The 4,865-nt window shown below is 40.0% G+C and carries 4 protein-coding genes; all 4 read right to left on the reverse strand.

Annotation, left to right across the window (positions count from 1 at the left end; translation table 11 throughout):
• A partial coding sequence (locus B3R79_RS03950; RefSeq protein ID WP_293693885.1) for an ABC transporter permease subunit occupies positions 1–397 on the reverse strand: 397 nt, incomplete at its 3' end.
• 294 nt (positions 398–691) lie between these two features.
• Entirely contained in the window at positions 692–2,464 is a 1,773-nt protein-coding gene (locus B3R79_RS03955; protein WP_293693887.1) for an ABC transporter ATP-binding protein, read from the reverse strand.
• On the reverse strand, positions 2,454–4,268 hold the full coding sequence (locus B3R79_RS03960) for an ABC transporter ATP-binding protein (protein WP_293693889.1): 1,815 nt from the start codon (positions 4,266–4,268) through the stop codon (positions 2,454–2,456). Before B3R79_RS03960 ends, B3R79_RS03955 begins: the two co-directional genes overlap by 11 nt.
• A gap of 10 nt (positions 4,269–4,278) precedes the next feature.
• A complete protein-coding gene (locus B3R79_RS03965) occupies positions 4,279–4,713 on the reverse strand; it encodes a MarR family winged helix-turn-helix transcriptional regulator (protein WP_293693891.1) in 435 nt (144 codons plus the stop codon).
• Positions 4,714–4,865: the final 152 nt, after the last annotated feature.

Consider the following 4,865-nt stretch of genomic DNA (forward strand, 5'->3'; position numbering starts at 1 on the left):
TACGACCAATTCGGCCGGCTAAACGTACTGTTTGCACATCGCAACCACCGAAATAAGCCCCTTCTTTACAAGCTAACCAAAATAATTCAGCCGTTTTTCCTTTGATGCTACGTCCAAGCGCTGTTTCCACTAGAGTGTCCGACACCGATTCAAAACCGATAATGGTCTGCAGCAAAATGGGAGGAATACCCAGAATAACCAAAGCAATTAAGGCAGGCAGCCGCCCCACTCCGATAAAAGGAATGAGAATAAACAATATCCCAAGGCTAGGAATAACCCGCAAACCTTGCGTCAAAAGGGTTGATACCTGCTGGACCCAAGGCTTTTCATAAGAAAAATAAGCCAGAGGAAGCGCCAGCACACAAGCCAGTACTAGAGCTTCGATACTCAAGCTCAAATGCTGCCCGACATAAGTTAAATACGTCTGACCATTATTTACAAAATAGGTGATAAGTCTTGAATCATTGGCTTTTCCTACTAACTTTCCGATAAGTTTCTATAACAGTATCAGCATACCACAATCTCTCTTGCAATAACATTTTTTGGTATGGTAAAAAGATAAATTGGTAGCATCTGAAACGGCTTTCATGACGCTACCAATTATGGCACAGACCTCCACTTGCGTCAACTATTTGGTTTTGGCATCAGACAAAAAAGAAAAACCAGAGCTACGTCTGATTTTTCCTGTCTATTAAGCGACTTCAAATTGTGAATTGTAAAGATCTGAATAGAAGCCACCTTGTTCCATCAATTCATCGTGGTTACCTTGTTCGATGATATTACCATCTTTCATCACGAGAATCAAATCGGCATTTTTAATGGTTGATAGACGGTGAGCGATAACAAATGATGTGCGTCCTTCCATCAATTTATCCATGGCTTTTTGAATCAATTCTTCAGTACGTGTATCAACTGAAGATGTGGCTTCGTCCAAAATAAGCAATGGAGCATCTTTCAACAGAGAACGCGCAATGGTCAACAATTGTTTTTGACCGATTGAAAGCGTTACGGAATCATCCAAATAAGTGTCGTAACCGTCTGGCAAGGTCATGATAAAGTGGTGCACACCAACAGCCTTAGCTGCTGCAATGACTTGCGCATCAGTGATGTTTTCTTGGTTATAAACCAAGTTTTCCTTAATAGTTCCTTCAAACAACCAAGTGTCTTGAAGCACCATTGAGAATTGGTCATGCACTTCTTCACGTGACATCAAACGCGTATCCACGCCGTCAATACTGATGCGACCTTTATCAATGTTGTAGAATTTCATCAACAAGTTAACAATGGTAGTTTTACCAGCACCTGTTGGTCCAACAATCGCAACTTTTTGACCAGGTTTTGCCATAGCTGAAAAGTCATGAATAATGGTTTTATCTTTAGAGTAACCAAAGAAAACATTATCAAAAGCGACTTCACCTTTCACATGGTTAAGTTGACGTTTCTTATCAGAATCGTCTTCCATTTCTTCTTCGCCAAGGAAATCAAAGACACGTCCCATAGCGGCAATAGCTGATTGCAATTGGGTGAAGGCTTGAGCGATTTGAGAAAGGGGTTGTGAGAAGATACGCACATAAGTCATGAAGGCAACAACGTCACCCATGTTTAGGTCACCGTTGATAACTTTGACCGCACCAACGACACAGACCATAACGTAACCAAAGTTACCAATGAAAATCATCAAAGGCATCATAATACCTGATAAGAATTGTGATTGCCACATTGATTTGTAAAGGTTTTGGTTCAATTCTTTAAAGGATTCGCTCACTTCTTCTGCTGCATTGTAGCTTGTTATCACGTTATGACCAGAATAAATTTCTTCGACATAACCGTTAATGGCAGCTAGGTTATTTTGTTGGCGTTTGAAGAGGGGTTGTGAAGAACCCATAATCACAATCACCAAGACAAAACCAATCAAGACAGAACCAATTGTAGTGAAGGCCATGCTGATGTTTGAATAGAACATCATGATAATTGAGCCAATCAACAACATCGTTGATGTTACCAGTGTTCCTAAACTTTGGTTAAGTGATTGGGCGAACAAATCGACGTCATTTGTGACGCGTGACAAGGTATCCCCTTGGGCATGGCTATCGAAATAATTCAATGGCACATTATCAATCTTATCTTGGATAGCTCGACGCAAACGTTGTGAAAAACGTTGAACGATAGTGGCCACAGTGAAGTTTTGAATGTAACCCACAACAGCTGCAATCCCATACAAAATGGCCAAGGTCATCGCAATATGACCAATTTTATCCAAATCAATACCTGGAATCGTTCCAGTAGCCGTTGGTGTTAAGCCTTTGGTAATGGTATTGGTGATTTCTTTTAGCTTATCAGGACCGATAACCGTTACCGTGGCTGAAATACAAGCACCAATAACCGCAAGGAGAAATGGAAGTCTGAAACCTTTGATATAAGGTTTCAATTGACTATAGAAACTTGTTTTCTTTTTATTTTCCATTTTCTAATTCCTCCTTAGATAATTGTGAGTACGCAATTTCACGGTAAACTTCATTAGATGCCAACAATTCTTTGTGTGTTCCTTGACCAACCACACGGCCTTTGTCTAGAACAAGGATTTGGTCGGCGTCCATAATGGTTGCGATACGTTGCGCCACAATCAATTTTGTCATGTGACTTGTTTTTTCTCTTAATTGAGTACGTAAGATACGGTCTGTCTTGTAATCAAGAGCAGAGAAGGAATCATCGAAAATGATAATTTCAGGTTTACGCGCCAAAGCACGCGCAATCGCCAAACGTTGTTTTTGACCACCAGAGAAGTTTTGGCCGCCTTGTGATACAGGCGCTTTCAGTTGCCCTTCTTTGCGTTCCACAAATTCTCTACCTTGTGCCAAATCTAGTGCTTCCCACATTTGGCTATCATTTAGAGGAGATTCAGGGCTTTCACCCATGTCCATATTAGAAGCGATATCACCACTAAACAAGACAGCTTTTTGTGGAATATAACCGACAATATTATGCAAGGTATCGTGGTCATATTGGCGAACGTCTAAACCATCGACTTTAATCGTTCCTTCAGTAGCGTCATAGAAACGCGGAATCAAATTCACAAGCGTTGATTTACCTGAACCTGTAGAACCGATAAAGGCAACCGTTTCACCAGCTTTAGCTTTGAATGAAACGTGTTCCAAAACAGCTTCTGAAGTTTTGCTGTAACGGAAAGACACATTGTCAAATTCGATAGACCCTTTTTCAGTTGGTTGTTCTTTAGTAGCTTCGGGGTAAGCAATTGAGGTCTTAGTTTCTAGCACTTCATTGATACGACCAGCTGCGACAACCGCACGTGGCAAAATGAAGAAGACGACAATCATCATCATAAATCCCATAACGACTTGCATGGCATAAGATGAGTAAACGATCATATCAGAGAAAAGTCCGACTTTGTCATGCATGGCACCAGCAATTTTAGTTGGATCTTTTGGAATAGCCACATCTTCAATCAAATGTGCCCCAATCCAGTAAATGGCCAAAGTCATTCCGCTAGAGATTGCTGTCATGACTGGTGACAAGATAGCCATTGAACGGTTGATGAACAAGTTGGTATTGGTTACATCGTCATTGGCTTTGGCGAATTTGCCATCTTGGTAAGATTCGGCGTTGTAAGCACGAACCACACGAATACCAGTCAACGACTCACGAGTAATACTATTCAATTTATCCGTTAATTTTTGGATAATACGTTGCTTAGGCATAACGACAATGAGTAGGAAGGTCAACATCAAGAACATGACTGCAACAGCGACAATCAATACCCAAAGCCATTCGTGGTTTTTATCGGCAATCTTCGTAATGGCCCAAATAGCCATGATAGGTCCTTTGGTAACCACCTGAATTCCCATGGTAAATACCAATTGAATTTGTGTGATATCGTTGGTTGTACGGGTTAAAAGACTTGGAATTGAAAATTTCTTGATTTCAGCATCAGAGAAATTCAAAACACTGTGGAAAATGTCATCTCGCAAGCTCGTACTAAAACTTGCCGCGATACGAGAAGCTAAAAAGCCGACAACAACAGCTGATAAGAAACTAGCAAACGATAGCAAAATCATTCGCATCCCTGGAGAATCAACATCCCAAGCGAAAATATCATCCGCCTTTGTCCCTTGCGTTGACAAGAGCTTGGTAATCGTTGACATGTAATCTGGGATTTTCAAATCAAGATACACATTTAAGCAAACGAATAAGATGGCAAAGACAACCATGGTGATTTCCTTTGCCGTTAAACGTTTCAAAATTTTTAACATGCCTTACTCCTTATTTTTCTAAATTTTTTAAAGCTTGTTTAAAGACGCGAAAAAAGGTTCTCAAATCCTCTCGGCTAATCCCTTTTAACACTTGGTCATACATTTCATCGTGAAATGCCTTGATAGCCTTCGCTTTTGATTCACCTAATTCTGTTAAAACAACTTGTTTGTAGCGCTTATCCACTTTTGATGGAATCACTTGGATAAAACCATTTTTTTCCATACGTTTAATCAAGTTACTCGTTACTGATTTGGAAATGTTTAACCGCTTTTCAATGTCTTTGATAAAGATTTCTTTTCCTTTATCCTCACAAAGATACATCACCGCAAATCCTTGTGGACCAGCTAGTTTTTCAATTCCGTACACCGCAGCAAGATGATTGACACGATTTTCCATCAAATTAATAAAATCCCTAAATTGTGAAAATGGATCTTTTGGGCGCATTGTCTCCTCACTTTCTAAGCATTTATAAGCACGATTTATTAACAAACAACATTATAGTTCTCATGGAAACCATTGTCAAGTGAAAACGTTGCTTTTTCACATTTTTTCAGAAAAAAAGAGCATGGCGCTCCATGAACTGCACCCCAAAAGTT

Source organism: Streptococcus sp. UBA3373 (assembly GCF_002360305.1).
GTDB classification, from domain to species: Bacteria; Bacillota; Bacilli; order Lactobacillales; family Streptococcaceae; genus Streptococcus; species Streptococcus alactolyticus.